Raw genomic sequence first — 25,839 nt, 5'->3', positions numbered from 1 at the left:
TTTACTTCTAGATCATGGGTTCAATCAAAGGAGAAAACAGCATGTGTTTAATCGTCTGGGCCTGGAAAATCCGACCGGAAACCCCATTGATTCTTTTGGCCAACCGTGATGAGTTTAAGCAACGCGCTACAGCTGCCCTGCATGCCTGGCCTACACAACCCCTTATCTATGGGGGGAAAGACCTGGTACAAGGCGGAACCTGGCTGGGCATTACCGAAAATGGGCGTTGGGCAGCCGTTACCAATTACCGCGAAGCGAAAGCAGAAACGGCTCCCTTGAGCAGAGGCTGGTTAATACGGGATTATCTCCTCAGCAAGCACTCACCCGAGCACTTTCTCAACGCATTAAATCCGAATGATTACGGAGGCTTCAATCTTTTGCTCGGCACACAAGATCAAGCCTATTGGTTTTCAAACCGAAGCAAAACAGCCGCACAGGCTCTTCAAGCCGGGATTTATGGATTGAGTAACCATTTACTCGATACTCCCTGGCCCAAACTGGTCAAAGCCCGTACAGAATTTTCTGCCTTAGTCGAAAAATCGTCAAACTTCAGTGCCGAAAAAGGCTTTGCGCTGATGCGCTCAGAGGATACCTGGCCAGATCCTGACTTGCCAGAAACAGGCGTAGGCCTGCCCCTTGAACGGCAACTTTCACCCATTTTCATTCAACAGCCCCACTATGGCACACGTTCCACCACCCTGCTGCGTTGGCACGCAGCAGGAGAGATTGAAATCCAAGAACGCAGTTATCTCGAAACGGGGTTTCAAGACCAACAATTTGCTTTTTATTTAAACCCAAGAACAGAACAAAGCCCGGAATTTTGAAAATTCCGGGCTACACAAAGACGAAGGGGTTGAACTATTTTACGCCGACAAAACCTGCTTTTTCCCAGATTTGCTTCGATTTTTCCATATTGATCCGGGCCTGTTCGGGTGTATCAAAGAGTGAGCCCATGGGGGGTTCTGTGGTGTCAATATTCATTGAGCGGGTTTTATAGCCCACTGCACCCGCAACAGCACCGGCTCCGATACTGGTAAGATAAACACTGGCTCCCACAGACAAAGCCATTTTCGGATCCTTTGCCAATACGCCAATCGCAGCAGCCGAGGCAAAGCCTGCCACCGTCCCTACGATCACACCCGTCATCGCACCAACAGCAGCCCCAGTTTTTGAACTCTTGAAGGGCACCCACGCTTCCTGGGTAGCTGGAATCCCATTTGCTCCTTTAACAACAAGCTGATCTTGGGGCCCCAGAAAAGCGGGTGTTTCAGTCGTTTGAGCTGGAGCAGAGGTGCCATGTTGATGATTGGGAGTAAAAATACTGCCTGCAGCATGCATCATGCGATCCAAAGTGGGATGCCCTGAAATATGTGTCATTTTGAATTACCTAATTTAACCTTTATCTATTGATTTTATGAACGTTTAGTTCTCGTTAATAAAATATTAGTCCAAGGTGTAATTCTTGAAAATGCAGCAGAATGTTGCATAACTTGTAACCTTTTTTGCAGCATGACGTTTCATTCTTTATAGACACACCAAAGAGGTTTCCCATGAAAAAGTTCACCCTGCTGCTTCTGTTCAGTTTAAATGCCTGCTCTTTTCTGCCTGCAAAAGCCCCCTTGCGCAGCCGAATAGAAACCCAAGCCAAAACACTTAAAAGCTTGGCAGAATATCCCCGCATCAAACAAACCTCTTTTCAACAGTTACGCTCAGCAAAACAACAGAGCCGCTATATCTGTAGCAAAGTAGATGACTATCTTCAGGATCAGTTGATCCGCAGCCAGGATTTTTCCAACCGTTTTTTTCTGCGTCAATTGAAAAAACTTCCACTTGATTTAAGCTGGAGCTATGCCACCTGTTATCTCGAGCGTGAACTAAAAATCGACGGCTTCGAGGGCTATTTTCGCCGTACCCGAGGCTTGTTGGTATTGGAGGCCTTACAGGGTTACCGTGCTTTTGGATTAGACCAACAGGTCGAAATCCTCAGATCCGCCAGCCAGCAGTACTTGAAAAATCAAGCTTCTGATGCTATCAACAAAGCGAATTTTCAGGCTCTGAACCAGCGCTGGTTCTCAAGGCAGAGTCAATTGGATCCCGCACGTGCAAACTATTTTAGTCTGAAGATCGCGGCTTGGTTGCCTCCCTCCTCCTAAAAGCATCCATGGGGATTCCCCCAAATTGTGCTGGATCAAAAGATTAAATTTATGTTAAAATAATTTAATAAACTTCTCAGAATTTTCCGAGGTCATTCCAGATGTTCAAACGCCTTGCTTCTTTCGCTCTGCTCTTGGGCTTTGCCACAGCCTGTGCTCCCCAGGTCTCCCCTCTCAACACGCTGAATCCGGCACAAATTCAAGCCCAATCCCGCCGGACACCTCAAACAGCCCCCAATCATCTCTTTAAAGTTCAAGAGGGCTTCGAATGGGTCTATGAAGTAACAGCCGCCCCGGTTATGGACCCTTATGATGAAAAGAAAATGCAAGTTGTTTTGCGTACCGAAAAAGTGATTCAAACCAATGGAGAAACCATTCTGGAACTGCGTTTTGATGATCCTTTTTCAAATGGGTATACTTTTCCAGCCCTGCGTTTAACCCCGCAAGGTGCTTTGGTACAAGGAGCCACCTACCTGGGTGCAGGAGCTGATTATATTGAAGGACTGCAGGTGGATTTCATGCATATGCCGCTGGCCACTGGCGCACGCTGGGAAGAAGAAAATTGGCTGGCAAAGGTCATTGGCCCCGAAAGCATTACGATGCCTGCGGGACAGTTTAATGCGACCCGTGTCGATGTCATTGGCACTTTTCAGCAATATTATACCAATGTAGGTGATTATTGGATCACACCAGGCCTGGGTATTGTCTATGCCCGCTATACCATTCCGGGCTGGCATGTTGAAATGAAACTGGTTTCTACAGCCGTGCGCAAACAAGCCACGGCCCCTCAAAAACGAGCCCCCTTAGCCAAAGGACAACCCACCCGTGTGACCAGCCGACCTGTTATTAAATAACAAAACTCAGCAAAAACCCCCTTTGTTTCAGAGGGGGTTTTTTGGTTATTATTTCAGGGCATCCAAACGCTTTTGCAGGGCATCGCGCTGACTGCGTAAGTCGGCCAGACGGGCCTGAAGCTCTTTCAATTCAGCCTCATAGCCTTCCCGGCGCTGGGTATTGCGCAAATCTGTTTTTTCAATCAAGCCCGCAATTTGCTGCTTCAGTTCCTGTTCATGGGTCTCCAATTGTTGAATGGCGGGAGCAAGCAGCTCCAACTCAGACTGGAGCTGCTCTTTGGAAAGCGAAGAGGCACTGGAGGCCACAACCTGAACCTGAAGTTTCTCTAAATTGGCAACTACCGTTTCAAGTTCACGCTGTTTGACATTGAGAGAATCATTCACGGTCTGTAATTCAGTTTGGGCCTGGCTCAGCAATTCCTGGGCTGAGTTGCCTTGCCCCAGATAGACCTTTGATTGGCTGAAAAGCGTTGCCCGCCGCTGCAAGAGAATGTCGATATCCTTGCGCAGGGTGGTGGCCTGCTGCAAAAGCAAAAGCAGCTGCACCATGTCTTTGGCCGTACTCTGAGCTTCAAGCCCTTTCAGTTCGCTCTCAATTGCAGAAATCCGCGTTTCTTTAGGCTCTATTTGCTGGGTCAGCGTATTGAGTTCATTGCGCACCTGCTCAAGCTGAATACGATCTTCAGGCGCCTGAGACTTGAGCAGAGTTCGGGCCTGCAGCAAAAGCGTGCTTTGTTGTTGATACAAACCCTGAAGCTCTGTCTGAAGGCTCAATTGCTCTTTCCAAAGTGAACTCAAAGCGACAACCGGGCTCGGATCGACCGTTTCAAGCACCTGGGGAGCGGTTCCGTAGAGTGCAATTTTGAGACTGCTCTCTGCATTGGAAAGGGTTTTGAGAGTCTGAACCAGAGTGGGCTGAAGTTCTTTGCCCTCCTTATCCAGAAAACTCAGCTTCAATTCAATCTGACCCACAGGAATTTTTTCAAGCTTGCGACTCAATTCAGCAGCCTGCTTATCACTGTCTGAAAGGCTCAATTCATCACTCTTCAGACTGCTGTTGTTTTGACGGATTTCAAAGCGCAGGGTGTGCAATGTGCTCAAAAATGCGCCGGGGGTTTCTGAAGTACTTTGGGGATCTTGAAAAAGAAAGACGATTTTCAAACTCGCCGTTTGCGCGCTTTGTTGATTGGTTCCTATCGCTCCAGGCAACTGGCGTTCAGTACAGGCCGGCAATCCCGCCACCAGGCACAAACTCAAAGCAACTAAAATACGTTTCATAACAGCACCTCATTCTTTCTCTATAGACGCCCCGAACAGGCAGAGGTTCCACCGGCTCAAACAGGTACCGTCTTACCATACCGCTCTCAGCATCCAGAAACAAGAGCTTTAAGCTGTCTGCCGACTGCGGACGCTTTGCTGACGGCGCAGCCTGACAAAATCCTGACAGAAAAACTCCAAAGCCAATTTGGTATTGCCGTAGGCAGCAACCGTCTCCAATGTGCGTTCAAAAAGTGAAAGATAGGCTTGTGAGCGGCGCAAAAGCGCAAGCGAAGGCTTGTGTTTTAAATGGCTGCGCAAACGCTCCCAGCACTCTTTCTGAAAAAATTGGAGCTGTAAAATCAAGCTTTGACGATTCAAAGACTCAAGGTATTTATACAGCGCCAATTGTGCCTCCACCGAAGTGGTTTGTTCCAATTGCTCCCAACTCCAGAACGCCTCATCTTCAGGTTTCAGAACCTGGCTTTCTGGCAATTGCAAAATCACCTGCTGACTGCGGGAACGCAAAGTCGGCAAAACCCGCGCAGGATAGGGAGAAACCAAAAGAATCAACGAATTGGAGGCGGGTTCCTCCAGCGTTTTGAGCAGCGCATTGCCACTCTCCGTATTCATATTTTCAGCATGCTCAATCACGAAGATCTGCACCGCTGACTGAACCGGTGGCAAATTGACCTGTTCAATTAATTTTTTGATCTGCGCCAATTTCAAAATCGGCGATTTGGCATCCGCAGATGTACGAATCCAATGCAAATCAGGCCAGGTTTCCTGGGTCACCGCCAAACAGGTATGACACTGAGTACACCCCCCTTGCGGACAAAAAAGTGTCTGCGCCAAAGCCATCACCAAAGGAGAAGCCAAAAGAGGTTGTCCCTTTAAAAGATAGGCATGTGACAGACGGCCCGAACGCAAAACCTGCTTAAAAAAAGCCACAGCTAAGGGCTGGGTTGAAGTCAACTGCATAAAAGCCAAAGAATCAGACATGAGAGAGGAGCACACAGCCTTTCAAAACAAAACGGGTTACCATCGGTTCATGGCAACCCGTTTCATCAAATATCCTATTTTAGGAATTATATTGCCAGAACTTCAGACCTGCTGCCTTGCTGGCAAAACAGATCAGTTGGTGGCGGCCATCCTTACGTGCCAAATTCAGACGTTTATCCGCCAATTGAATCAAGCCACGGGCAGAGGTGGTCTCTGAGGTGCTGCACATGCCCACGACAACCTGCAGAAGCGGGTTGATACGTACCAAAGCCTTCACGCAACGTCCAAAGACATCTACGGCAGCCTCAGGGGGCGTATTGGGGAAATAGAAAAGTACTTCATAATTATCCCAACGTACCACCCAGTCCGTTTGACGGAGTAAATTGCGCAGGGTTTTACCTGCCATCGAAAGCAGGTGGTTCTGTTCTTCAATCGGCAGCATCCGCACCATCGCGGCCAGATCATCCATGCCCATCACAGCCACAACGCCAATTTCTTTCGAGCGGCTGAGACGTTCACTTTCTTCACGAAAGCGCTCATTGAAATAGGAGCGTTTCCAAAGGCCTGTCATTTTATCCGTGCTGGTGCGTTTTTCTACTTCTTCCTGCATTTCCGTGGCAAAGCGGGCCAGGGCAAACTGAGGCAAAAGCACATTGATATATTGCTCAGCCATCTGCATCGAAGCTTCATCCTTCAGTTGAACCAACATCAGTCCCAACATCTGCGAATCCAATTTCACAGACATGCTGTAACAATTCTCGAGACTGGTAATCGGTTGCAAAGATTCACTCTGCACCACGTCTCCACGCTTCAGAGATTGGACATACTCTGAAAAAACCGTTTCAGCTCCAGGGGTCAGGTAAAGAGCATCATTGGTTTGGGTCCAGTAGGTAGCCATCTCAATTTCAGGCACGTTTTCAGAAAAAAGTTCTGAAATCTGCTTTGCGTTACGCTTCCAGTCTGTGGTCAGATGCAGTTTCGAACCAATACTATAGAGGCGTTCCTTGTCAGCCTTGGTGAGTTTTGACATGCGAGATCTATCTCCAGCTCTTGAGGATTGCGAATGAGGGATCAGGATTCCAACAGGGGGGTCAGCAAACGGATTGTCTCTTTCATTTCAATCCGCAACAAGCCCAAATTAATATTACTGCGCGCCATAACAGCCAGAATAAAAAGAGAAGAAACAGACATAATCAACTTCTCATCGCCTTGACGCTCAATGATCAGCTGTTGAATATTCTCTCCTTTCAAGCCCGTTTTGGTACTGCGTTCAAAGGAGTGAATCGCTCGAGCAAACAGAGAAGCCAACTCCTCTGCATTATTCATTTCTGTAGATTCTTCCTTGGCGATCAAGAGACCGTCGCGATCCACGACCACGCAAGCCTGAACGCCATCTACAGATCTCAGGTTATTCAAAATTTTGGTAATGGCCTGTAACATTTGATCGCCTCACCCGGTTTAAGTCTTAATTAATATTAACTGAAGAGTCTGTCAGCATCAACATCCAGAGACATAAATGCTGGGAAAATGATTATTTTCCTACACAAAATCGATGAAAGACCCTGTCAATAACTTCGTCACTGACAGAGGCGCCAATCATTTCACCAAAGGCGACAGTCGCCTCCTTGAGATCAATCGCAAGAAAATCTGAAGGCAAACCTGCAGTCAATGTTTCCTGCGCTTTGATCAAGGCCTCCTGCGAACGCAGCAAGCACAGCCGATGGCGCTCATTGATTGTCACACTGAACTCCAAGGGTTGATGTTTGAGAATTTCAGCCTGCAAAAGCGCTTCCAAGCTTTCCATTCCCTGGTTTTCAAGCGCAGCCACCCACGCCTGGGGCCAATCCAAAACACTCTCAAGTTCAGGCCGTTGCTCTACTTGATCGATTTTATTCCAAACCACCACGCCTTGTTTGGCTGCCAGGCGCGGCATCAGTTCCTGCTCATAATCGGTCAAACCACGGGCTGAATCCAAAACCAATAAAACCAAATCGGCTTCCTCAAAGGCCTGAAGACTGCGCTCAATCCCAATTTTTTCAACGGTATCCGTGGTCTGTCGCAAACCTGCAGTATCCACAAGACGCACGGGGATTCCACCCAGAAAACAGTCGTCTTCAACCGTATCCCGTGTGGTGCCAGGAATCTCACTGACAATCGCGCGCTCATAGCGCAATAAACGGTTGAGCAGCGTCGATTTGCCGACATTGGGCTGACCAATCAAAGCCAAACGTAGTCCTTCTTTCCAGATTCGGCCTGCCTGATGAGTGGCCAACAATTTTTCTGCCTGCGTTAAAGCCAACGTCACAATGCTTGCGATCTCAGCCTCAGGAACAGGATCCACTTCATCCGGAAAATCGATATTGGCTTCAATCGCCGCCAAAATATCCAGCAATTGTTCACGCAAGGCACGAATAGGGGCCGAAAGTTGCCCCTCTAACTGATGCGTGGCCTGAAACAAAGCTGGGTCACTGCGGCTGTGAATCAGGTCCATAATCGCTTCAGCCTGGGTCAAATCGAGCTTGCCATTGAGAAAAGCCCGTTGCGAAAACTCACCTGGCGACGCAGGACGTGCGCCAGCCGCCAGACAAAGGTTCAAAACTGAACGCAAAAGATGCAGACCGCCATGGCAGTGCAATTCCACCACATCTTCACCCGTAAAGCTACGGGGCCCCTGCATATACAAAAACAGGGCCTGATCGAGGGTCTCCCCACTCTGGGGGTCCCGAATCAGGCCCAAACTGGCGCGGTGGCTGACGGGTTCTGCGCCCGCAAAAATTTTACGGGCAGTATCCAGGGCAGCAACACCACTGAGACGAACAATCCCAATTGCGCCCACCCCTACAGGGGTCGAGATCGCCGCAATCGTATCGTTCAACATGAAGGCTTAGTTATTGTGATAATAGCGGCTGTGGCGGTTATAGCGGTAACGGTTCCCGCCGCCGCCCCCACGGGAAGGCCGCTCAGCGTAATCGGCGCGCTTCAATGAAATCACGACGCGACGGTTAGGCTCCACCCCCACACTTGAGGAGGAAAGCTCAGGAAAAGGCTTTACCGCTTCATGAATAATCTTGCGGTCACGGGCATCCATGGGTTTCAGGGTCACACGGCGGCGATGGCGCAAGACGCGTTCGGCCAATTGCTCAGCCACTTTGACGAGATAATCCTTATGGCGCTCACGGTAATTGGCCACATCCAAGATGATATTGAGATCTTTGGAATTTACAACCAATTGTAAAAGATACTGGAGAGAATCAAGGGTCAAGCCCTGACGACCAATTAAAATACCGGCATCGTCGCTGATGATATTGATAAAGATCGAACGATCTTCACGGCTGTATTCCACTTCAAGCTGGGCTTCAAGATCGAGTGCGGCCAAAATTTTGAGCAGAGACTCACGCGCCAAACCCACCTCATCAGGATTTTTCAGCCAGACACGTACCACCGCAGGCTTGGGATCCATGTCTTCATCACCTGGCTCACCCTCATCCAGAACTTCATACTCTACGGATTCAAGATCAGTTTCGAGCTCTTCCAGTGCATACTGCAAAGCTTCATCAACCGTTTCACCCTCTTTTTCAATCGCATCCAACTGCATCTGATCTACCTCAATAGATTAAAATTATTTACGTTTTTTCTTTTTCTTAGAGGTCTTTTTGACCTTGTATTTTCCACCGGCACCAGAAAGTGCAACTTCAGAATCATCAGACTCTTCATCAGATTCTTCATCCTGATCTGCCTCGTTTTCCTGAAGTACCTGCGCGCTACCGGCCATCACAAGTTTGGCTTCAAGCGCCGCACTTTGACGGTTTAAGAAGGAATATTGCGCAATCGTAATCAGGTTGGAAATCACCAGATAAACAAAAACTCCCGATGGAACCGGGAAAAACAGGAACATCGCGGTAATAATGAGTGGCATAGCTGCCATTGAACGTTGCATCGCGGCCTGTTGGGGATCGTCTGAAGGGGCCGTTGGAGACATATATTTCTGCTGCAACCAGGTGGTCAGACCGAACATCGCCACCATAAACAGATTGTCGAAATAAGGCGTATTGGTCGCCTTATCCAGAACCCCGATTTTTGCCAGGTTGTCCATGAACAGAAAAGAAGTATGGGAACTATGGCCTAAGAGTTCTTTGAACTTAGGCCCAATCAAAGTGGCATAGAGCGCAATCAAAAAAGGCATTTGAATCAACATGGGCAAACATCCGCCCAAGGGATTGACCTTATGCTCACGGTACAATTGCATCATTTGCTTATTGAGCTCTTCCGGCTTATTGCGGTAGCGCTCTTGAATCTTTTTCAGCTTGGGCTGAATTTTCTGCATGGCCTTCATGGAATAGTAAGACTGTACCGTTAAAGGCATCAGGACCATTTTGATAATCACGGTCAGCAGAACAATTGCCCAGCCATAACTGCCCGTTACGTTGTAGCAAATCTCTACAATCGGCAGCATTAATTTGGCAACAAGAAAATCAATTGGATTCATTCAATATTCCTAAATCGTCTAAATCTCAGACTGGCAGGTTTTACAAGGACCCTGGACCGGGTCATAGCCGCCAGGATGGAAAGGATGACAGCGCCCCAGTCGTTTTAATGCCAACCAACTTCCCTTGAGCGCGCCATGGCAATGAAGTGCCTCAACAGCATATTGGGAGCAGGTGGGATAAAAGCGACAGACAGGAAGTCTCCAGGGAGCTGTCCACTGGTAAATTCTAATCAGACGTACGAACAGACGTACCAGCATAGGCCCCCGTGGTTAATCCTGCCTCACGCAGAAGTCGATCTATCTGGCGCTGGATCTCTTCAAATCCCGCGTCACGGATGGCATCCTGTGCGATAAACAATAAAAAAACGCCTTTGGCAACTTGGGGATAAAAACAGCGATAAGCCGCGCGCAAACGGCGTTTAATCCGATTGCGCTCAGTGGCTTTTTTGCTGATCCGCTTGCTGACAGTAAAGCCTGCCAAACGCTGCTCATCTGGTGCCGGTGCGACAACCAAACGGAGAAGCCGGGAACGAAACATTTTGCCTTTTTTTTGAAGGCGTAAAAAATCGTCACGCCGGCACAGGCGCTCTTCACGTGGAAGCACAGAGTTCCTTCCAGAACAGACTAGGCGGAGAGCCGCTTTCTGCCCTTACGACGACGGGCACTCAGCACGCGACGACCCCCGACGCTACTCATTCTGAGGCGGAAACCATGGGTCTTTTTTCTTTTGCGTTTATTGGGCTGAAATGTACGCTTCACAGTTCAATTGTCCTTCCGAAAAAATCTTTAAGCTTTTACTATAAACTGGCTGAAATCAGAAAGGGGCAGCCAGTGTCAAATGCCCGAAAACGTGTAATATTTAAGGCGGTCGATGGGTCTGTTCATCGGAATAATGGATTCACAAGAAAAGCGCCAAATCGCTGCCTGGGTGAAAACCTGAGGATACCAGATTTCGAGCATACGGGTATCAGTCTAGCATATTTGCGTGCTGATCAATATAACTTCCCGTTTTTTTCGAAAAATTTGCAGCCAAAGCCTTCCTCTTTCAGCCTAAAAACGAACAATAGATTCACTTTTATAGATTCAAGAGAAAGACCGGCTCAGATCCCGATCCTGGCCAGATCCCTGTGCTATAATGATCCCTCTCAACTGTGATCCCGCTAACATTAACGCACCGCAACCCAACTGAATAAACCCCTAGTTTGAATGAGGAAGACGCATGTCCTACGACCTTGATGCACTCTGGCAGCAAACACTTGCCATCCTCAAAGAGCGCATTTCAGAACCCACCTACGAATCCTTTGTTCGCCAAAGTCGAGCGGCCCACCTGAAAAACAATCAGTTGGTGATCGAAACGCCCAATGGCTTTACACTCAATTTTCTCAGCCGCAAATACAGCACGCTGTTTAAAGAGATCCTGGAAGAAATCAGCGGCCAGGAAATGGAGGTAGTTTTTGAGGTCAACGACAGCATGGCTACAGATTTGCCAGCTCCTCCCGCCAATCACTCCCGCCCCTCAGGCACCCTTGAGAACAGATTTGCAGCCAAAGACCGCCAGCTTCAGCAGAGCAATCTCAATGAACGCTATACCTTTGATAACTTCGTGGTGGGTTCGCATAATAAATTTGCCCACGCCACAGCCTGGCGCGTGGCAGAAGCTCCTGGCAAAGCCTTTAATCCACTGTTTATTCACGGAGGCGTTGGCTTGGGAAAAACCCATCTGATGCAGGCCATCGGCCATCATTTACTCGCAAAGCATGAAAACATGCGCGTAATGTATATCTCTTCTGAACGTTTTACCAACGAATTGATCAACGCCATCAAAGATGGCAGCCAAATGGCCTTCAAAAACCGCTACCGCACCACGGATCTGCTCTTGATCGACGATATTCAGTTTATTGGCAACAAAGAAAGTACCCAGGAAGAGTTCTTTCATACCTTCAATGATCTCTACGAAGCAGGCAAACAGATCGTAATCACCTCGGATCGGCCTCCCCGTGAGATTTCAACCCTTGAGGATCGCCTGCGCTCACGTTTTGAAATGGGCCTGATCTCAGATATTCAGCCCCCCGAACTGGAAACACGTATCGCCATTCTCAAGAAAAAAGCCGAGATGGATGGCATGGATGTACCCGATGAAGTGCTGCACTATATCGCGCGCGTCTATATTAACAACGTGCGCGAACTGGAAGGAGCCCTGCTTCGCATCATGGCCTATACCTCTCTTACCAACACCCTGCCGACCATCGCTGTCGCCCAATCGGTACTGGGCCAAGCCCCCGAACGGGAACTCAGCCCCGAACGAATTCAGGAAGTGGTTGCCGAATTCTACCGCGTAACCTTGACCGAAATGCGTGGACCTGGACGCTCCAAAGCCATTAATACAGCCCGTCAGGTTGCCATTTACCTCTGTTGCGAACTGACAGAACTTTCCACCCCCCGAATCGGTGAACTTTTTGGCAACCGCGACCACACCACCATTCTGCATGGCCGCGACAAAATCAAAAATCTGCTCAAAGAAGATCAGAAACTGCAACAGGAATTACAAATTCTGATGGATCGCTTTAAATAACTGTGGATAACTGTGCATGAGCGAGATCTTCTGTCAGACTTCAAAAGTCTTGTAAAGACCGCCAAATCAGGTTTCAAACAAAATTTACCCCCCCTTTGATTCTTCTTCGGGCTTGTGGATAAGATGTGGATAAACGGCAATCCGCTGGGCCTGAGGATCTATTTTGTCAGACCATTTTCGCTTTCACTGGTTAAATTATCTCTGTTTTGCGTTTAAAAACAGGATAAATTTTGCTATACTGCGCTACTGACAAGCTCCTTATCTTTCCAGCACGAAATATCCTCCGAATCGGAAAAACGAAGACAGACACCAAAGGTCAAAACTACTATGCAAGATTTCAGGCTCCTTATCCCACTACTGACAGCTCTGCTGGTTGCTATGCCACAGGCTCTGGCACAAACCTCCTCAGAAGCGCCTACCAGCGACCCCCAGGCCAGCCCTTCTCCGACCAGTGAGTCGTCCTCACCGGCCCCGAGCAGCAGTGGTATTTTGGATTCGCCAGCAACCCCAGGCAGCGGACTTCTCGATCAACCCGCCGTTGAAGAGCCCACGATTCAAGCCGATACCATGAAAATTGTTGAAGTCACCGTTGAGGGTACAGACTATAAAGATGCCGTGCTGCTTTCCATGTTTACCAAGCCGGGCGATGAGGTCAGTGCCGAACAGATTCGCAACGACTTACGCCGTGTCTATGGCCTGGGTTATTTTCTCGATGTCACGGCCACCCGCCAACCCATGGAAGGCGGCTACCGACTGGTAGTCATGGTGCAGGAAAACCCCACACTCAAAGAAATAAAAATCATCAATGATGATCTTCAAGTCTTCAGCAAAGAGCAAATCCTGGATGTTTTTAAGGATCAAGTCGGCAAGACCGCCAACTTTAACGATATCCGCGAAACCAAAGAAAAGATTGAAGCCGCCTACCGCCAGAGAGGCTATGCCCTGGCCAGTCTGCAAATTCTGCAGGCCAAGGTCGAAGATCGCAGTGGTTTGATTTCGAGCGATGGGGTACTTGAATTGCGCATGAACGAAGGCGTAATTGAAGATATTCAGGTTTCAGGCACCCAAGAAACCAAAGACTATGTCGTTCTGCGTGAAATTACGCTTAAACCCGGTGAGCTTTTTGACAGCAACCGCATGCAGGGCGATTTGCGCCGCGTTTTTAATACCAATTTTTTCGAGAGCATGAACTTGCTGCCCAAACCAGGCGAAAAAGATCCCAATCACTGGATTTTGGTCGTTGAAGTCAAAGAAAAACCAACAGGTTCTGTGAACCTGGGGGCAGGTTACAATAACCGCGACGGCTTGATTGGTACTTTCAGCATTAACAAAGACAACCTGATGGGAGAAGGCCGCCGTCTGGGCGTTGACCTGCAATTTGGGGTCAATGTTTTCAGTATTTTTACGGGCGCAACCTTTGGTCAGGCCCAACGTACCCTTTTGGGCCGGATAGATTTCTTTGACCCCTGGATGTTTCCCGGCCGCACCTCCTTTGGTGCCAGCATTTTCTCAGAACGTGTGCCTTTGTTCTTTGGCTCTGGCGCCCAGCAAACGCTGTTCAATCTCAATCTCGGCAACGGCATTATCCAACGCAGAGTCGGCTCCAGCCTGAGTTTTGGCCGCCCCTTGTTTGGCGATCTGACCTCTCCCTGGCGCGGTTCGCTCTCAGTACGGGCTGAACAGGTCGGCGTTACCGACCTCAGTGGCAATCCCCGCCGGGATTTGTCGATCAGCAACCGCTTCAGTGCCACCGACGTCTTTTTCAGCGTGGGGGGCTCCCTCTCCTATGATACCCGCGATATTATTATCGACCCCAAAAGTGGTTGGTATGGTCTTTTCTCCTTTGAACCTGTCTGGGGGGATTCAGCCTATTTGAAACTGGCAGGCAACCTGAGCACGTATATCGGCATCACCGATTGGCTGACCCTGGCCCTTGGCGTTCGCGGGGGGACCTATCTGGGGCAAAACCCACCTTATGAACAGTTTTATTCAAACGGTTTTAACGTGATTCGCGGTTGGCCTGAAAATGGTTATCTTTTTGGCAAACATTTCATTATTGGCAGCGCCGAGTTGCGTTTTCCAATTTTTAACCCTGTTTCTGGGGTGATCTTTACAGATCTTGGCGACTTTTTACCTGTTCCTGAAGATCGCATTGCTGCAAATCAAGGACTCCCGTTTAAATATGGGGTCGGTTTGGGCATTCGATTGAACACTCCGATGGGTCCCTTGCGTCTGGATTATGGGGTTCGTGATTTTTCACGAATCAATTTTGGTACCCTGTTTGATGCCGGGCAGTTACACTTTAGCATCGGACAAAAATTCTAAAAAGAAAAATACAAGGAATAATTCCAAATGAAGAAGCAAATCAAAATTCTCGCAACCGCTCTGCTGATCGCTGCCAGCACCTGGATCGCCACCCCGGCTGTACGTGCTGAAGACGCACGGGTCGGCGTGGTTGATACCCAACAGATTCTCAGCCAAAGTTCTCTTCTGCAAGTACTGCGTTCTGCTGAAGCCGATCTCAAAAGCGCAGAACAAAAGCTCTATGAATCCCGCAACCAAAAGCTTAAAGAGCTTGAAACTGCACGTGCAAACATGAAAGAAGATGAATTTCTGCGCAAAAAACAGGAACTCGAACGCCAATTGCTGGAGCAGGTCAAATCAGAAGAAACCCGTCTGGAAAAACGCAAAGCTGAAATTCAAAAAATGAAAATCCAGCTCGAAAAAGACGTGCAGGATATCGTCAAAGCTGTGGCTCAAAAACGCAAGCTCGAAATCGTAATCAACAAGCAATTGGTACTCTTTGGGGGCGTGGATATCACCAACGAAGTGGTTGAAGAGCTGAAAAAGAAAAAATAGGCGCCATGCCGCATCGTCTTGATGTTCTGGCCCGTTTAACAGGTGCAGATCTGGCAGGCGATCCCAGCTGGGAAATCGCCCGAATCAGCACCCCTGAAGAAGCCCTGCGGGAGGATCTGGTTTTTTTACTGGATGCCCGCTGGGCAGAAGCCGTACAGGCTTCTGCCGCACAAACGGTGCTCTTGAGCCCTGAACTCAAAACCGAAGATTTAAAAGATAAATATTGCCTGATCGTACCCGAGGTACGCGAAGCCTTGGCCAGTCTGCTGGCCTTTTTTCATGCCCCAGCCCCCCCACAGCCAGGGATTCATCCCACAGCCATCCTGGGCAAGGCGTGTAAAATTGCGCCCAGCGCCCAGATTGGCCCCTATTGTGTACTGGGCGATAGCGTTGAAATTGGTGAAAACACGGTTCTTTCTGCCCATGTCAGCCTGGGTTCACAGGTACGTATCGGCGCACAGTGCCGACTTTACCCCCAGGTCACGCTCTATGATCAGGTCAGTCTGGGGGATCAGGTCATCATTCACAGTGGCAGCGTGATTGGCTCCGACGGCTATGGCTTTTATTTTAAGGACGGGCAGCACCATAAAATTCCCCAAACCGGCGGGGTTGAAATTGGCGACCGGGTCGAAATTGGGGCCCAGGTCAGCATCGACCGTGGCACCGTGGGCCAGACCCGAATTGGCACAGGCACCAAAATCGACAATCTGGTTCAGATCGGTCACAATGTGCAAATTGGCAGGCATTGCCTGCTGGTGGCCCAGGTCGGGATCTCCGGCTCGACCGTGCTGGGTGATTTTGTGACCCTGGCAGGGCAGACAGGCGTGGCCGGGCATCTTGAAATCGGCTCAGGCGTGATTGCCGCAGGCAAGAGTGGCATTACCCAAGATATTCCCGCAGGACTTAAAATATCAGGTTTTCCAGCCCAGGAGCACCGTCAGGAACTCAAACAGCAGGCGCTGCTGCGCCGGTTACCCGAACTCTTCAAGCGATTACGGAATCTGAACGCTCAATAAAATACCCCCCGTTTCAAAAATTTTTCAAACTTTTTCGTCATCTTTATGTAAAATTTTATTAATTGTTTTGTCACATAGCCCATCTGCTTTTGCCCCCTCTTTTGAGCCTTCGATTCAATCTGAAAAAACAGCTTTTATGACATTTAGACAAAAATATGACAAAAACCAGATATTGACAGGTTTTTTTGAAGTGTTATTCTATTCTCAGCACAGGATCACTGCCATGAGCCATTAAAGGCCAGCACTTGAGGGGCGTTTTTTCGCATGTCTATTTTTTGCAACCTTTTCGTTGATAGGGTTGAGTGTCCTTTTGGGCCTCAGCCCGCCATTGGAAGCATTTTGAAGTCAAGGGTGAAGATTATCTGATTGTGGCCAATGGAGACAATACCTCTCGTCTTTATCACTGGGATGGCGTTAAGTTTCAGTTGCGTGAGATCATCGATACCACAGGAGGAGCCTTTGACTGGAATTTCATGCAGGTCGGTGAACAAACCTATCTCATGGCCCTGGCCAACACCCACGACCTCGACGGCTTTCATGGCAACTCTGAAATCTTCAGGTTTGAGTGAGGGAAAATGAATAAACCTATAAAACGTCAAGCTTATAAACACCTCGGACAATGCTTGAGCATGGGGCTCCTCCTGCTCACAGCTCAGGCTTGCCAATGGCCACAAGCACAGACTGAACCTTCTCCTGTTCAGACTTCTGTGCAAAGAGCACCCAGTGCAAGCCCTCAGCCCACCCCCACAGCAATGCCCAGTTTGTCTCCTTTGAGTTTGCAAGAACAGACTGAATTGAATCAAAGCAAGTTACTGCGGGGTTATCGCCTGCTGGCCTTTGATTTATTGCATATCTTGAGCAAAGACATGCAGCCAAATAAGAATCTTCTTTTTTCTCCATTTGCAATAGGAGCCATGCTCACGCTGTTCTATCAAAATGCAGAAGGAGAGTCAAAAGTATCTCTCGGTAAAGCTCTACACATTGAAGGCATGAGCGATTTTCAAATAGAATACGAATTTTCATTATTTTTAAGAGCTATGAGCAATGAAGAAAATCACTCTCAATCCTTAACTTTGGATTTGTCTGAGTTCACGTTGGACATACCCACTGATTGGAACCAGTTAAAACTTATCAACCTTTTCTTCTCTCAAGAAAATAACGCCAGCATCACTCCAGCTTTTGCAAGAAAATATGCCACTGAATTCAGGAGAAACAGTTCAAATCCTCTCAAGGAAATCAATGATTGGGTCAAGAGTCTCACCCAAAACCAAAACATTGACCTAATTTCAATACCCCCTCAAACATTGGATTTACAAAATCTATTTTTTAATTCATTCTATTTAAGTTCTCATTGGCTTTATACTTTTTACACAGGTCAATCTAAAACAGATCTGTTTGAAACGGCCTTAAAAGAAAAAAAACAACAGCGATTCATGCGCATCGATCCTTCTTTGTCGAATAATCTTTCGATTGATGACAGAAAAGAAGTTTTATATTCTGAACTTTACAATACGCAAACTTTGACGCAAGCCACAAGATCTTGCATCATGATGACGATTTTACCCAAAGAAGAAAAAGCTTTAGATTGGGCGCAAACCTTTTCAGTTGAGCAATGGGAAAAGTTAATTGAAACGCAAGAACTCAAAGATATTAATCAGGTAGTTCTTCCCATTTGGAATCAAAAACAAAGCCATGATCTTATACCAATGATTGAGCAATTAGGGATAAAAAATTTAGCGAAAACACCCGTTCATATTTTACATGCAAACAAAGTTTCTTTTAATGAAAATGGGATAAACAAAGAAAAAGAAAAATCAACGGGACAGGATTTTGGGGATAATCGTCCCAAAATAAATTTTATTCTCAACAAGCCTTATTTATATATTATTTACGGCAATTATAATACCATTCTCTATATGGGCATTGTCAATGATCCCAGCCAGGGTTGAGCCTTTTTTCCCTGATGAGAGTGTAACATAAGTAGCGTAAAAACCTCCAGAGAAGCTAAAATTAAAAGAACCCCGGAGGAAAAAGATGCAAAGAAAAGAGTTATTAAAAGATTTGGTTCAATCCGGCGCAATCAAATCAATAGAAGATATTAACAGTCTGGTTAAAGACATCTACAAAGAAACATTTGAAACCATGCTGGAAGCGGAGTTAGAGGCTGAACTGGGCTATAGCAGGTATGATTACCGCCTCTTTTGGCTGACCATGTTTACAAGATCGAGGTCAACCGTCCCTTCTTCTTTATCGGACAACGTAACCAAATCATTTACCTGATGGGAGTTGTCCATGATCCAACTCAAAGCGAAAAGTCACATTGACCTTTGCTTGAAAAAATAGCAACCTGCCATTTATCAAAAAAAACTCCCCCCATCCTGCCTCTTTGTTCTGAAGGCGGTTGGGGGGGGTAAAAAGTTCCTGTAGGAACTTAAAGTTTAACGAAAAACGTCAAAATAGAGGCGTTTGTAGTTATCACCGGCAAAGATATGCACGCGGCGGATTGAGCTGTTATCCCACATCTTCTGAAAAAGATTCATATCCATTTCCACGTAGGGCCCTTCCAGGCTGTCGTGCATGACCAAGGTGCCTTTTTTCTGGTTATAGCCCACCACCAGCACATAGTGCTCCTGGGAGAGCCCCCCAAAATCCAGCAAAACCGGGGTGGGGCGCCCTTTATTGATCTGGGAGATCAGATGATCTAACTGACCACTGCGATAATCCTGGGCTTTGAGCCCTTTCTTGCGCAGATAATTGGTGATGGCATCATCGGTTGTGGGCAAATTATTCGGGTTGGCCTGATCCACCACCTGCTGGTAGGTCATCTGAAGGCCCCAATAGTTCAAGAGCGAGGTCAAAACAGCCTGGCCACAGGTATTGTCATTGCCTTGGCGGAAAAAAGGCACATTTTCAAGTACCTTGCTGCCATTCTGGTAAATCTTGATACGCTGACCTTCTCCCACCTGTAAAACCTTGAACGGGCCGGATAAAACCTGGGCCGTCGAAACAGATTGGGTCATCATGGTGGGGGTAACGTCCCCATACATCATGGGTTGCAGGGGAACGGTCGGCGTGCCGCAGGCGGCAAGTAAAGTAGCCCCCAGCACCGAACTCATCGCCAAATTGGCCAGACGTTTCTGCAGACGCAGGGCACGCATCAGTTCCTGAAAAGGCAAAAGTCCTTTTTCAACAAGAATATCGCCCAAACGGCGCAGGCCACTGCGGTGTTGTTCTTCGACGGCTGTTTCCAACTGTTCACGGCTGAGCTGGTGGGTATCCACCAGAATTTCACCTAATTTTTTACGAACGGGTTGAGGAGCGGCCTGGCCTTGGTGGCCACTGCCCCCTGATGCATATTGCATCCACAGTTGCGTGGTTAAAACGTCTTCGAGTTCATCTTCTGTCAGCACCTTCTGGCGTACGAGCACATTGCCCAAATAATCGTGGGTTTCACGCTGTTCTTCCAGAGCCAGATGCAATTGCTCGGGAGTCAGACGATCTGTTTTCAGCAAAAGTTCACCCATTGAAACACGTCGGGCACTGCGTTGAGCAATCGCACCAATGGCCTGATCACTGAGGGCCTGCTCTACTTTGCCACGAGAGGTATAGCCTAAATTGACCAAGACCTGACCAATTTTAGCCTCACGTACGCCCTGTTCATGCAGGGCCTTTGCCAACTGCCAGCGGCTAATGGCTTGATTCTCAAGCAAAATTTCACCCAAATGTTTATGCAGGCGGCGGGAACGATCCAAACGGTTATTCAGTTGCAATTCCAAAACATCAACCAGTTCCTGCTGACTCAAACACCCATTGCGCACGAGAATTTGCCCAATGAGTTCATGGGTTTCTTTTTGAATTTCTACTGCCTGAGCCAGATCCTGCGCAGAAACCAGGCCGGCTTCCAGAAGGATCTCACCGACAAAACGGCAGAGACCGGACCGGATTTTTTCTGTCAGCGCGTTCACAAAATAGTACTCCCTTTATCATGGCTTACTCTTTATGTAGACTATTCTGCCAAAAACTGGTGCCTTGGGCTCTGAATATTAACCATAAATTAACCCTTATTTAATTAATAGTTAATTTTTGTATCTCTTCATGTTTGCGCTTTAAACACAGACTGTTACACTGTTACAATCAAGCAATAACCAATAGGCATAAATTCCACGCATGGATATCAGCATAAAAGACGGAACGATAGTCACAGCCAACGATATGTTCAGGGCTGATATCGGTATCCGCAACGGTAAAATTGCGAGTATTGGCCACGATATTACGGGCATGGAAAATATTGATGCTTCAGGCAAATATATCCTGCCAGGCGTAATTGAAATCCAAAGTCATTTTGAAGCCGCCTTTGGCAATACCCGCAGCATTGACAATTTTTTCAAAGGCACCCAGACAGCAGCCTGCGGAGGGGTGACCACAATCTTCGATACCGTCATCCCCAAATCCGATGAAAGTCTGCTGGAAGCGATTAAAAACCGCAGACAGCTACTGGATGCACAAGCCGCCATCGACTACAGCCTGCATCTTTGCTTACCTGAAGCCCAGGAAAATTTCCTGAGCGAAATTCCCCAAGTTTTGAATGAAGGACTCCCCTCTTTTGAAGCTTTTTTATGCTCTCACGCTGCGGAACTGGTGCATCAGGACAGCTCCCTGCTCGAACTGATGGAAACCATCAGCAAAGCCGGTGGCCTGCTGATGGTGCATTGTGGCAATCAAGCGCTGCTCCAACAGGCCAGCCAACGCTACCCACTTGAAGATCCGCTGGCGATGACCCACTATCCCCAGCTCTGTACTCCCCAATCTGAAGCAGAGGCTGTTTATCGACTGATGATGCTGGCCCACAGCACCCCCTGTACCCTGCATCTCAACCATCTCAGCACCCGTGAATCGCTGACCCAAGCCCTACAGCACCACCCCCTGCAAAGCCGGATTTACACGGGAACCGACCTGCATTATCTGACCCACAATGAGAATGTGTATAAGCAACCAGACGCACGGAATTACACTGTCTTGCCCCCCTTGCGCAGCCAAGCAGATCAAACCTGTCTCTGGAAAGGCATTCAGGCTGGCACCATTCAGACCCTCTCCAGCAATCACTGGCCTTTTACCCGTGAGCAGAAAAAATTAGGCGAAGATTTAGCCTCGATTCCAGCAGGCTTTGCCAATCTGGAATTGCTTTTGCCGATGCTCTACCACCAGGGGGTGCGTAGCCGACATATCGACCTGATGCAATTGGTCGCTGTTTTATCCACCAACCCTGCCCGCATTTTTGGCTTGTCTCACAAGGGCTCCATTGCTGTGGGCAAAGATGCGGATCTTGTCATTTTCAACCCCCTCTTAAAAAAGACACTGAGTAGTTCCAATCTTCACAGTGAAAGTGATTTTTGTCTTTATGAAGGGCAGGAACTTCAGGGGTATCCTGAAATGACCCTGTCCCGTGGCCGCATTGTCTGTGACAATGGTAAATTTACCGGAGAACAAGGCGCGGGCCAATTTATCGCCCGTAGCATCTAGCAGGAGGAATCTCATGGCAAACCCAATCGCACCCGCCGAAGGCATGGAAGGCCTGGCAGCCACCATTACGGAAGGCTACCAGACACTGAAACAAATCACCTGTCTGGAAGATGTCTATGAAATCATGGACTTCCTGATGGATGAAACCAAGGCCAAATATAACAATATTCGCTGCAAAGTCGATTGCGCCATGTGCTGCAAAGGTTTACATCCCCCTTATATCAGTGTGATTGAATGGGAGCTGATTCTCTACTATATCAACGAGTTTCCCCAGATTATCAAAGATGAAATTATTCGCAGAGCGCGTTTTTACGCCGCCGAGTACCGAGATTCGCTGATCCTGCAGCAAAATCTGATTGAAGGCAAAATTCCCGCAGAAGAGGTTCGGGAAACCTACCAAACCCTGGCACAATCTCTGAAACACGCCACCTGCCCCTTTTTGGTTATGGACAAATGCGGGATTTATCCGGTACGCCCCGCCAAATGCCGGGCCATGGGCAATTCTCTGGTGCAAATTGAAGATACCGTCAAGGTACATACCTGTGCCTGGGAAATCAGCAATTTTGAAGATTATATGCGCCAGCAAGGCAGCCGCGCCTTGACCATGCCGGTTTGGAATATCTTTGAAAAAGTGATTGAGATTGTCAATCCTACGGGCAGTATGAAAGCGGTCATGCCGATCTGGCTGATCACCCATATCCGTGGCAACAGCTTGCTCGAAGAACCCGATCCCAAACCCTTGATCGCACTTTAAAATAAAGCTCCGTGAATAGCCTCGGAAACTTAAAAGAAAAAAAGCAGAAGCTTGCGCCTCTGCTTTTTTCTGTTTAGCTGAACTCAGTCCGCAAGCTTTGCATTTGCTGCATAAACTGGCTTACTCGCGCAGGGTCGACAGGATTCTCAGCATGCCCTGCCTGTTTAAAAGTGCTGCCCACAATCAAGCCATCGCAGTGCGGGTAAAGAGCAGTCAGATTTTCAGGGGTGGCACCACTGCCAACCCAAACCGGCAAAGCCGCATTTTGCTTCACCACGGCCAGATCAGAAAGAGCCGTTTCAGCCCCTGTAAAGGCACCGGAGACAATCAGCCCATCGACCTTGCCCCGTTCTGCCAATTCATGGGCCTCAGCCGCCAAGCCACGGGGAGCCAGGGGAGCAGCATGTTTGACACCCACATCGGCGACAATCATGACCCGAGAATGCAATTGGGCACGCAAACGCAAACTCAGATGGGCATTGCCCTGAATCAAGCCCTGATCTGCAATAACAGCCCCCAAATGCACATTCACACGGATAAAATGAGCTTCTGCCGCAGTCGCAATCGCAACAGCCGCAGGCGCGTCATTGCGCAAAGCATTGACCCCCACAGGCAAACCACTGGCTTTGACAATTTCACGGCTAACCGCTGCCAAAGCAGCCACTGTTTCAGCAGGCAATTGTTCAGGATAAAAAGGGGCATCCCGAAAATTCTCAACAATCAGACCATCCACGCCCTGCTGTTTGAAAATTTCAACCTCTTGCAAAGCCGTTTCATAAACCGCTTTCATATCGCCCCTATAAGCTGGAGCCCCAGGCAAAGGCTGCAAATGAATACAGGCAATTACCGGCTTGGGACGCGAAAACAAAGACAAAATTCCAGTCATGGCCACCTCATTGAAAATAAATCTTTTTCCATTTTAGATCAGATTGAAGTCTGAAAAATCAGAGCGTCTCCCAAACCGATAGCTATTTAATGTAATTTTCACATTTAATGTCAGATCTAAAAAAATTCTCAAGCTAAATTTGTTATGATAAAGCTAAGTCTGGAGGTCATGCCATGAGTTTACGCGATTTGATTCAATGGCTGGGGCAAAACCCAACTTGGGTAGGGGCTTCACTCGCCATTTTACCCTTGCTTACCCTGTTCTTGCCGATTTTTCACCGCAAAGGTTTCGGCAGCCTTTCCCCCTGGAAATACATCTACTCGCTACTGACCTATCTGGTCTGTATCCCCGGCATGTTCTCGGCTGTTCTGATTGGTTACAGCCTGTTTTTCGTGCGTGAGAACCTCTTGGATGCCAATGCCCTTGTCTATTTTGCCCCTCCGGTGATCATGGGCATTACCCTGGCCCTGATTGGCAAGCAGGTCAGTTTTAATGATCTGCCAGGTTTTGACCGTCTCTCTGGTTTGATGATTCTGATCGGGGGTACCTTCCTGATTCTGCTGTTTATCAACAAGGTCTTTATTGGGATCTTCTTTGGGGGCAGCGTGGTGCAATTGCTGGCTGTGGGAACGGCTGTTTTTCTCTTGCTCAAATGGGCAACACACGCTGTATTTCGGGGGCCTGGCGAACCCCGCAAGCCCCGTCCTTCACTTTTTGGCAATTAAAAAGCGGTCTGCCGAATGGCCGACCGCTTCAAAACAAGCTTAAATTCAGCTTTCTACAAACGATTCAACAAAATGATAAAGCAAGCGTGTGCCGGTGCCCGTTCCACCCTCTTTGGGCAAATAAGGGTTCTTCACATACCGGGCGATTTCTTCTTCCATCATCGAAGTGCCTGCAATATCGATATGCATCCAGGGCTGGCCTTCATTGATGAATTCTTTCAAGAAAACAGCCGCTGTAATGGTGCCTGCAGAACGTCCGCCGACGCTTTCAATATCCGCCACATCACTGACCAGCTGTGAACGGAATTCTTCGTACAGGGGCAATTGCCAGACGCGTTCGCCACAATATTCACCTGCTTTGAAAAGACGTTGATACAGGGCGTCTTCATTGGTCAAAACAGCTGAAACCGTCCGACCCAAAGCAATAATCGCCGCACCGGTCAAAGTCGCAATATCGACCACCACATCGGGCTGGTGGTGTTTTTGAATATAGGTCAGGGCATCACAGAGTAAAAGACGACCTTCAGCATCGGTATTGAGCACTTCAATCGTTTTTCCTGACATAGAGGTCAAAATATCTGAGGGTTTGAAGGCTTTGCCATTGACCAGATTTTCGGCCAGGGGCATAACGGCAACCACATTGATCGGCAATTTTTGTTGCGCAATGGCCTGAATCGTGCCCAAGGTTGCAGCCGCGCCCGCCATATCGCCATACATGCGCAGCATGCCAGCTGAAGGTTTAATATCATAGCCGCCGCTGTCAAAGGTGACGCCTTTGCCGACAATGCCAATCTTTTTGGCGCCTGGTTTGCCGGTATATTCCATGACCACCATTTTGGGGGGTTCATCAGAACCCTTGGCCACAGCCAAAAACGCACCCATCCCTTCAGCTTCAATCGCTGCCTGATCAAGCACTTGAATCGCAACCCCTGTCTTTTGGGCGACTTCTTCAGCACGCTGCGCAAAAATTGCAGGGGTCATAAAACAAGCGGGCTCATTGACCAGGTCACGCACAAAATTAGCGGACTCAGCCAAGTTTGATCCCTTCATAGCCCCCGTCTGAAGCGCAGAAACCGAGGCATCAGAACCCGCGACAATCGTCACCGATTCCAAAAGTTTGCTGGGGCTTTTCTTTTTGCTTTTGTATTTATCAAAACGGTACATGCCCAAGAGCACGCCTTCCATGATCGACTCGGCGCTGTCAGAAGCGTCCACACCCGTGGCAGAAAAATCATGAATGGCCATTTCTTTAATATGAATACGGCGGGCATAACGTGAGCTATTGGCAGCAATAGAACGGATCCGATCCAACGAAAAATCCTTGCGTTTGCCCAGGCCCATCATCAGAATACGTTTGGGGCCAATGCCCTCAACGTGCATAATTGTGAATTCACGGAATTTTCCTTGAATTTCACCAGATTCAATAATACGGGCGATTTTACCACCCAATTTCTCGTCTAAAGCGTGAAAATAATCGTGATTGTTCAGCTCATCCTCAAATACGGTCAGGACAAGCATTTCCGTTTCCAGTTCCTGGAGAGGTCTGGCGACCACCTGTAATTCCATAAAATAACGACAAGGGGACTGCCTACTTTAGCTGGCAGAGGAATAGTCGTACTGGCGTGAGCCGGTCGTAAAAATAACCCCTTGCGCCTCCTTTCTTGTTAAAATATTAATGGTGCAAGGCTTCAGTGCTGGCACTGCTTGGGCTTTGCCTAAGCTTTGTTCCTTGACAATAGAATCGACATGAGGTTG

At 48.2% G+C, this 25,839-nt stretch carries 26 protein-coding genes and 1 pseudogene; 13 read left to right on the top strand and 14 right to left on the bottom strand.

Translation table 11 applies throughout. From position 1 onward, the window contains the following. Nucleotides 1-41 precede the first annotated feature (41 nt). The gene (locus COW20_10425) at nucleotides 42-824 is read left to right on the top strand and encodes a hypothetical protein (GenBank protein ID PIW48178.1); all 783 of its coding nucleotides are present in this window, start codon (nucleotides 42-44) and stop codon (nucleotides 822-824) included. A 34-nt stretch (nucleotides 825-858) separates the two neighbouring features. On the opposite strand, the gene COW20_10420 is transcribed toward COW20_10425, so the two are convergent. After that, nucleotides 859-1,377 carry a hypothetical protein gene (locus COW20_10420; GenBank protein PIW48177.1) on the bottom strand — a complete coding sequence of 173 codons (519 nt, stop codon included), beginning with the start codon at nucleotides 1,375-1,377 and terminating at the stop codon, nucleotides 859-861. A 173-nt stretch (nucleotides 1,378-1,550) separates the two neighbouring features. Here COW20_10420 and COW20_10415 point away from each other — a divergent pair, with 173 nt between their 5' ends. Then, nucleotides 1,551-2,153 (top strand): hypothetical protein, encoded by a 603-nt coding sequence (locus tag COW20_10415; protein ID PIW48176.1) that lies wholly within the window; start codon nucleotides 1,551-1,553, stop codon nucleotides 2,151-2,153. A gap of 101 nt (nucleotides 2,154-2,254) precedes the next feature. Beyond that, a complete protein-coding gene (locus tag COW20_10410; protein ID PIW48175.1) occupies nucleotides 2,255-3,007 on the top strand; it encodes a hypothetical protein in 753 nt (250 codons plus the stop codon). A 48-nt stretch (nucleotides 3,008-3,055) separates the two neighbouring features. Here the strand turns inward: COW20_10410 and COW20_10405 are convergent, their stop codons facing one another. The 10 genes from COW20_10405 to COW20_10360 form a co-directional block, all read right to left on the bottom strand. Next, nucleotides 3,056-4,285: a hypothetical protein gene (locus tag COW20_10405; protein PIW48174.1), complete on the bottom strand. Its 1,230-nt coding sequence runs from the start codon at nucleotides 4,283-4,285 to the stop codon at nucleotides 3,056-3,058. A gap of 108 nt (nucleotides 4,286-4,393) precedes the next feature. Next, nucleotides 4,394-5,266, bottom strand: coding sequence for a hypothetical protein (locus tag COW20_10400; GenBank protein ID PIW48173.1), 873 nt, complete (start codon nucleotides 5,264-5,266; stop codon nucleotides 4,394-4,396). 79 nt (nucleotides 5,267-5,345) lie between these two features. Further along, nucleotides 5,346-6,296 (bottom strand): hypothetical protein, encoded by a 951-nt coding sequence (locus COW20_10395; protein PIW48172.1) that lies wholly within the window; start codon nucleotides 6,294-6,296, stop codon nucleotides 5,346-5,348. Between the two features lie 41 nt (nucleotides 6,297-6,337). Next, a complete protein-coding gene (locus COW20_10390) occupies nucleotides 6,338-6,706 on the bottom strand; it encodes a hypothetical protein (GenBank protein ID PIW48171.1) in 369 nt (122 codons plus the stop codon). Nucleotides 6,707-6,797: 91 nt separating this feature from the next. Beyond that, the gene (locus tag COW20_10385; protein ID PIW48170.1) at nucleotides 6,798-8,144 is read right to left on the bottom strand and encodes a tRNA uridine-5-carboxymethylaminomethyl(34) synthesis GTPase MnmE; all 1,347 of its coding nucleotides are present in this window, start codon (nucleotides 8,142-8,144) and stop codon (nucleotides 6,798-6,800) included. Nucleotides 8,145-8,150: 6 nt separating this feature from the next. Further along, entirely contained in the window at nucleotides 8,151-8,861 is a 711-nt protein-coding gene (locus tag COW20_10380; protein PIW48169.1) for a protein jag, read from the bottom strand. 24 nt (nucleotides 8,862-8,885) lie between these two features. After that, entirely contained in the window at nucleotides 8,886-9,752 is an 867-nt protein-coding gene (locus COW20_10375; protein ID PIW48168.1) for a hypothetical protein, read from the bottom strand. 18 nt (nucleotides 9,753-9,770) lie between these two features. Further along, the gene (locus tag COW20_10370; protein PIW48167.1) at nucleotides 9,771-10,010 is read right to left on the bottom strand and encodes a membrane protein insertion efficiency factor YidD; all 240 of its coding nucleotides are present in this window, start codon (nucleotides 10,008-10,010) and stop codon (nucleotides 9,771-9,773) included. Further along, nucleotides 9,979-10,356, bottom strand: coding sequence for a ribonuclease P protein component (gene rnpA, locus COW20_10365; protein ID PIW48166.1), 378 nt, complete (start codon nucleotides 10,354-10,356; stop codon nucleotides 9,979-9,981). Before rnpA ends, COW20_10370 begins: the two co-directional genes overlap by 32 nt. A gap of 20 nt (nucleotides 10,357-10,376) precedes the next feature. Beyond that, nucleotides 10,377-10,511: a 50S ribosomal protein L34 gene (locus COW20_10360; GenBank protein ID PIW48165.1), complete on the bottom strand. Its 135-nt coding sequence runs from the start codon at nucleotides 10,509-10,511 to the stop codon at nucleotides 10,377-10,379. A 460-nt stretch (nucleotides 10,512-10,971) separates the two neighbouring features. On the opposite strand from COW20_10360, the gene COW20_10355 reads away from it, so the two are divergent. The 7 genes from COW20_10355 (at nucleotide 10,972) to COW20_10325 (ending at nucleotide 18,479) form a co-directional block, all read left to right on the top strand. Then, a complete protein-coding gene (locus tag COW20_10355) occupies nucleotides 10,972-12,324 on the top strand; it encodes a chromosomal replication initiator protein DnaA (protein PIW48164.1) in 1,353 nt (450 codons plus the stop codon). 327 nt (nucleotides 12,325-12,651) lie between these two features. Next, nucleotides 12,652-14,649 (top strand): hypothetical protein, encoded by a 1,998-nt coding sequence (locus tag COW20_10350; protein PIW48163.1) that lies wholly within the window; start codon nucleotides 12,652-12,654, stop codon nucleotides 14,647-14,649. A gap of 27 nt (nucleotides 14,650-14,676) precedes the next feature. Next, complete coding sequence (locus COW20_10345) at nucleotides 14,677-15,183, top strand: hypothetical protein (protein PIW48162.1); 507 nt, start codon at nucleotides 14,677-14,679, stop codon at nucleotides 15,181-15,183. 5 nt (nucleotides 15,184-15,188) lie between these two features. Beyond that, nucleotides 15,189-16,199 (top strand): UDP-3-O-(3-hydroxymyristoyl)glucosamine N-acyltransferase, encoded by a 1,011-nt coding sequence (gene lpxD, locus COW20_10340; protein ID PIW48161.1) that lies wholly within the window; start codon nucleotides 15,189-15,191, stop codon nucleotides 16,197-16,199. 302 nt (nucleotides 16,200-16,501) lie between these two features. Next, a complete protein-coding gene (locus COW20_10335; protein PIW48160.1) occupies nucleotides 16,502-16,768 on the top strand; it encodes a hypothetical protein in 267 nt (88 codons plus the stop codon). Between the two features lie 6 nt (nucleotides 16,769-16,774). Beyond that, nucleotides 16,775-18,148 carry a hypothetical protein gene (locus COW20_10330; GenBank protein PIW48159.1) on the top strand — a complete coding sequence of 458 codons (1,374 nt, stop codon included), beginning with the start codon at nucleotides 16,775-16,777 and terminating at the stop codon, nucleotides 18,146-18,148. Nucleotides 18,149-18,233: 85 nt separating this feature from the next. Continuing rightward, entirely contained in the window at nucleotides 18,234-18,479 is a 246-nt protein-coding gene (locus COW20_10325; GenBank protein PIW48158.1) for a hypothetical protein, read from the top strand. Between the two features lie 158 nt (nucleotides 18,480-18,637). Here COW20_10325 and COW20_10320 read toward each other — a convergent pair whose 3' ends face one another. Next, the gene (locus COW20_10320; GenBank protein ID PIW48157.1) at nucleotides 18,638-20,164 is read right to left on the bottom strand and encodes a hypothetical protein; all 1,527 of its coding nucleotides are present in this window, start codon (nucleotides 20,162-20,164) and stop codon (nucleotides 18,638-18,640) included. A 202-nt stretch (nucleotides 20,165-20,366) separates the two neighbouring features. On the opposite strand from COW20_10320, the gene COW20_10315 reads away from it, so the two are divergent. Then, complete coding sequence (locus COW20_10315; protein PIW48156.1) at nucleotides 20,367-21,719, top strand: hypothetical protein; 1,353 nt, start codon at nucleotides 20,367-20,369, stop codon at nucleotides 21,717-21,719. A gap of 13 nt (nucleotides 21,720-21,732) precedes the next feature. Further along, nucleotides 21,733-22,473 carry a hypothetical protein gene (locus COW20_10310; GenBank protein ID PIW48155.1) on the top strand — a complete coding sequence of 247 codons (741 nt, stop codon included), beginning with the start codon at nucleotides 21,733-21,735 and terminating at the stop codon, nucleotides 22,471-22,473. Between the two features lie 73 nt (nucleotides 22,474-22,546). On the opposite strand, the gene COW20_10305 is transcribed toward COW20_10310, so the two are convergent. After that, complete coding sequence (locus COW20_10305) at nucleotides 22,547-23,359, bottom strand: phosphorybosylanthranilate isomerase (protein ID PIW48154.1); 813 nt, start codon at nucleotides 23,357-23,359, stop codon at nucleotides 22,547-22,549. Between the two features lie 173 nt (nucleotides 23,360-23,532). Between COW20_10305 and COW20_10300 the strand changes: the two genes are divergently transcribed. Next, on the top strand, nucleotides 23,533-24,084 hold the full coding sequence (locus COW20_10300; GenBank protein ID PIW48153.1) for a hypothetical protein: 552 nt from the start codon (nucleotides 23,533-23,535) through the stop codon (nucleotides 24,082-24,084). Between the two features lie 45 nt (nucleotides 24,085-24,129). Here COW20_10300 and COW20_10295 read toward each other — a convergent pair. Continuing rightward, nucleotides 24,130-25,650: pseudogene (locus COW20_10295) on the bottom strand (leucyl aminopeptidase). Nucleotides 25,651-25,839: the final 189 nt, after the last annotated feature.

It is taken from the genome of bacterium (Candidatus Blackallbacteria) CG13_big_fil_rev_8_21_14_2_50_49_14 (assembly GCA_002783405.1).
In the GTDB taxonomy this organism is placed as follows: domain Bacteria; phylum Cyanobacteriota; class Sericytochromatia; order UBA7694; family UBA7694.
Note: the sequence above shows the minus strand (reverse complement) of the source record. Positions and strands in the feature narration are given on the sequence as shown.